Consider the following 3,838-nt stretch of genomic DNA (forward strand, 5'->3'; position numbering starts at 1 on the left):
AATTTTCACTTTTTATGCAAACTTTAATGAGTATTCCCATATATACAAGGGAAATTTTAAAACATGAATAACCTAGCTTTTTCATGTTTAATCAAAAGGGACATGATATCGCAAAAGAATTTCATGTTTCAGCTAATTCCTTGAAAAATATTAGGTTTCTTATAACGTCTTACCTTTTCCAAATGGATACAGTCTTGTATAATCAGTAAAAGAAGTGGTTATAAGCATACGTGCTAGATTATCACTAAAGGATGGTTGGATAGAACTTACTGTATTCTTTTTTATTTTCATGAATAGGAACATCATAAGGCTATATAGATTTAAGTTTAAATCATTCTCAATTGTAAATTAAATAAGGAGAAGGATGTATATGGATAATGTTCTACAATTGTTTAAAGATGCATTAGTAATATCAGCACCTATCTATAAACATAATGAACAATTGTGGTATAAATGGAATGCTTATTACTTAGAAGTTAAAGAAGATACTAGTAGGATCGTAACTTCGGACTATTTTTCCCCATCATTTTCAATGCTTGTACAGTGGCTTGAACAGCAACAAAAAAAGGGAATCTCCTCTTTGGAAATATTCACCAACATAGGAGCTTACCAAATTGAAATTGATGTGGCGATAGGATTATTTGTGGAGCAGGAGTTTTCAAGAGCTAACAATGAAACCGTGCAGGAACCAAAGGAATCTAATACAAGTTTAGAGCACGATAATTACTATGAAGTGAATAATTCTGCGGTTTATTATAAATTAAGAGATGGCATAGCAAAGAATCAATTTGAAGAAGATGAAAATACAAAGTTGAAATCTTATCCAATTGAAACGAAAGATAGTAGTGGAGTTGCACAACTTTCTTCACATAAGGATGAAGATTTAAGATTAATAAATATTGAAGAAGCTGCTCGTTGGAATACATTGGTTGATGGTGTAATGAGTAATATGGATGATTTAACTGCTGACTGTCTAGATGCAATTACTATCCAATGGTTAAATGAGGCAAAGTCCCCTGATGAATTCATAGACTTTTCATATAATCAGGTATTAGAAATGTGTAGCATACCTAAGGCAAAGGCAAATAACACAGAATATTATCGAGCAGAAGATAAAATAAAGGTTGCTAAACGTATTGCTGCCTTAGCAAGTATTTTTATCTATTTAAATGATGATAATGAGGTAGTTGTATTAAATGATCGAGCTGAAGCAGGTAAACATTATGAAGTAAAGCGAGAAGTTATTAAGAGGCTTTTTGTATTAGATTCTGTGGTACTCTGGAGAGATACTAACACTAACGAATATATGGGGATAGAATCTTGCAGGATTAAGCCAGGGAGCTTCTTATCAAGTTATTTATATGGTTCTAGTAGTACAACGGCACTATTATCAAAAAAAGCGTTAGAATATAATAGTTATAGACATAAATATCATAAGAGATTGATTCGTTATTTAACTTGGCAATGGAGAATTCGTCAAATGTTCTCTAGTTTAAAAAGGCCTTACTCTATAGGAGGAGATAAGGGATTACTGGCTGTCATGGGTATAAATCAAAATCAAAAGCCAAATCGTATCCGTGAACAGTTAGAAAATGTTCTTATTGATTTAGAGAAGGAAAAGGTAATATCACATTGGGAGTACAGTGAAGATTTAAAAGAGGAAATGTTAACAAAGAAGAATTGGTTTAAGAACTATTATGCTCAGTTAGGTATAATAATTTTACCACCGAAAGAATTAATGAATTCAATAGAAAAAATAGCGAAGAAAAAAACAGTAGAGATCATACAAGAAGAGTCTCCAGTGAAAATAGAAAATAACACTTTAGATGTTGATGATTATGAAAATGCAATTAGAGAAAAAATATCATTCTTCCATATGAATAAAAATATTACAATGCGAGAACTTTCAAAAGAAATAGGTATATCACAACCTACCCTTTCTAGGTTTTATAATAAGAAAACAAAACGCCTTTCAGGCACGGCTAAAGATAAATTAAATCAGTGGTATAAAAGACAAATTATTATTGATAAGATGTAGAAAAAGCTTAAATCCATGATAAAAAGAGTCCCTAAAATAGGGACTCTTTTTTATCATGGATTTATAACGCTAGTTACCAAATAAATTGGCCGTATCCAGATCTTCATATTCATCTATTAGTACCGCTTTTTCAGCTGTTGATTCATTTTCTATATGTGTATCTTTAGAAGTAGAATTTTTTTCATTAGATGAGATTATTCTATTTGAATCGGCTACCTCTTCTTCATTTGCTTGGCTTTCTTTTTGAATAGTAAGGTTTGAATTATTTAAAAGTATACGCTTAACATCATTTAAAAAGTCTTTATCTTGAAGTAAAATTTCTTTTTGCATTTGTTGCTGTATCTTATAATCAGCCACGTCTTGTAATCCGTGTTTATCAATAAAATAGCAAACAAGTTTATACAAAGAATCGGCTATATTGCTTTGTGACTCGAACCATTTAAAGAATTCTTCATTCTCAATCTTCTTGAGGTTCCAGAAGAAGGATTCTCTTTTTTTGTCGGACATACTATTTCACCTTTTTTCGAGAAAGAATTTTCTTGATAATTTGCATCCCCTTAGCATTCATATCTACAGCGTATTTCTCTGGAATCCACAATAAGTACATTCCAACTCGCTCACAATACTCTAATAATTGATTATATAATTCATCTTTAAAAGTAATACTTCCCCCACCATACACACATAAAACTTCAGCTTCACTGGCTGTATTGTTTACATATTTTTCATCTGTATCTTCTAGGATTAGTTCAGCTTGTTCCACTTTTGTAATATTAAAGTGGGTTGTTGCCTCTTCATGGTATTTATGATCTATATCTTGAAGAATTTGAGAGAATTGTTGGCGTTTAATGTTTGTGCCACGTTCTTGATTTAATAATTTTACAGCTTCTTCTGTAGCATGACCGACACCACGTCTTTCACCGCTACAAGCATCAATTACTGGGTTCACGCCAACTGTATAGATATACTCAGTTGTTCCATCCCCAATATCAGAATGTAGAATCTTTTTGTTTTTAAAGAAAGAGCCGTCAATTTTTTTGATTTCAAGTTTTTTTGCATATAGTTTAGTGAAATCAGTAAACATCTCCTCTTCCCCTTCAAGAATTGCAAATAACGGAGGAACACCCTCTTGTGTAATGTTTGCACTATTAAATGTTAAGCTAACCGTTACCTGCTCTTCTCCTACATAAACCACTACAACATGATTTGAATTAGTAAAACGCTGTTCTAAATGTTTAGCGTTTACGGGTGTCCATTGGCTTGCTGGGATAGCTGAAATAAGGTCGACAGTCACATTGATTGATTGTGGTAGTTCTTCTGTGCGTTCCCATTCAAGTTGAACTGATTTGTTTGCAATTAATCCTAGCATATTAATTAGAGGTAAATCATCATTGTATTTTTGACCTACTTTAATGTTCATGTTTTTAGGATTTTTCCCTGTTAACATCGCTCGATTACCAATGAAATACATTCCGGATCTTCGAATTGATTTACTAGCAATATTCACGAACATATTATCTACTAAATTAACTACGTTTTTTTGGATGTTTGTCTCTGTAACATTAGGCATTGAGTAAACACTTTGATATACATTTTTCATTTTTATGTATTCACCATTGATGTAACCTTTAAATGAATCGTTCCCAATATCACCTTCTATGTCTATATGAAGAGTTTTGCCTTTTAAACTTGCCATTATACATCACCTCTATGAAATTTATTTCTAATTTATATTTAATAAATATATTATAACCCATAAAAACTTTAACAACAAGGGTTTTATAAGGTTTATGAATAAAA

At 31.5% G+C, this 3,838-nt stretch carries 4 protein-coding genes; 1 reads left to right on the forward strand and 3 read right to left on the reverse strand.

Annotated features, from left to right (window positions below):
• Positions 1–159: 159 nt before the first annotated feature.
• Complete coding sequence (locus MR160_RS34930; RefSeq protein ID WP_255805879.1) at positions 160–291, reverse strand: hypothetical protein; 132 nt, start codon at positions 289–291, stop codon at positions 160–162.
• Between the two features lie 79 nt (positions 292–370).
• On the opposite strand from MR160_RS34930, the gene MR160_RS33070 reads away from it, so the two are divergent.
• The gene (locus tag MR160_RS33070) at positions 371–2,038 is read left to right on the forward strand and encodes a helix-turn-helix domain-containing protein (protein ID WP_242299160.1); all 1,668 of its coding nucleotides are present in this window, start codon (positions 371–373) and stop codon (positions 2,036–2,038) included.
• A 69-nt stretch (positions 2,039–2,107) separates the two neighbouring features.
• Here MR160_RS33070 and MR160_RS33075 read toward each other — a convergent pair whose 3' ends face one another.
• Both MR160_RS33075 and MR160_RS33080 read right to left on the reverse strand, forming a co-directional pair.
• On the reverse strand, positions 2,108–2,545 hold the full coding sequence (locus MR160_RS33075; protein WP_242299161.1) for a hypothetical protein: 438 nt from the start codon (positions 2,543–2,545) through the stop codon (positions 2,108–2,110).
• Position 2,546: 1 nt separating this feature from the next.
• Positions 2,547–3,734, reverse strand: coding sequence for a ParM/StbA family protein (locus MR160_RS33080; protein ID WP_000157615.1), 1,188 nt, complete (start codon positions 3,732–3,734; stop codon positions 2,547–2,549).
• Positions 3,735–3,838: the final 104 nt, after the last annotated feature.

The organism is Bacillus cereus group sp. BfR-BA-01382, from assembly GCF_022663475.1.
Lineage (GTDB): Bacteria > Bacillota > Bacilli > Bacillales > Bacillaceae_G > Bacillus_A > Bacillus_A thuringiensis_S.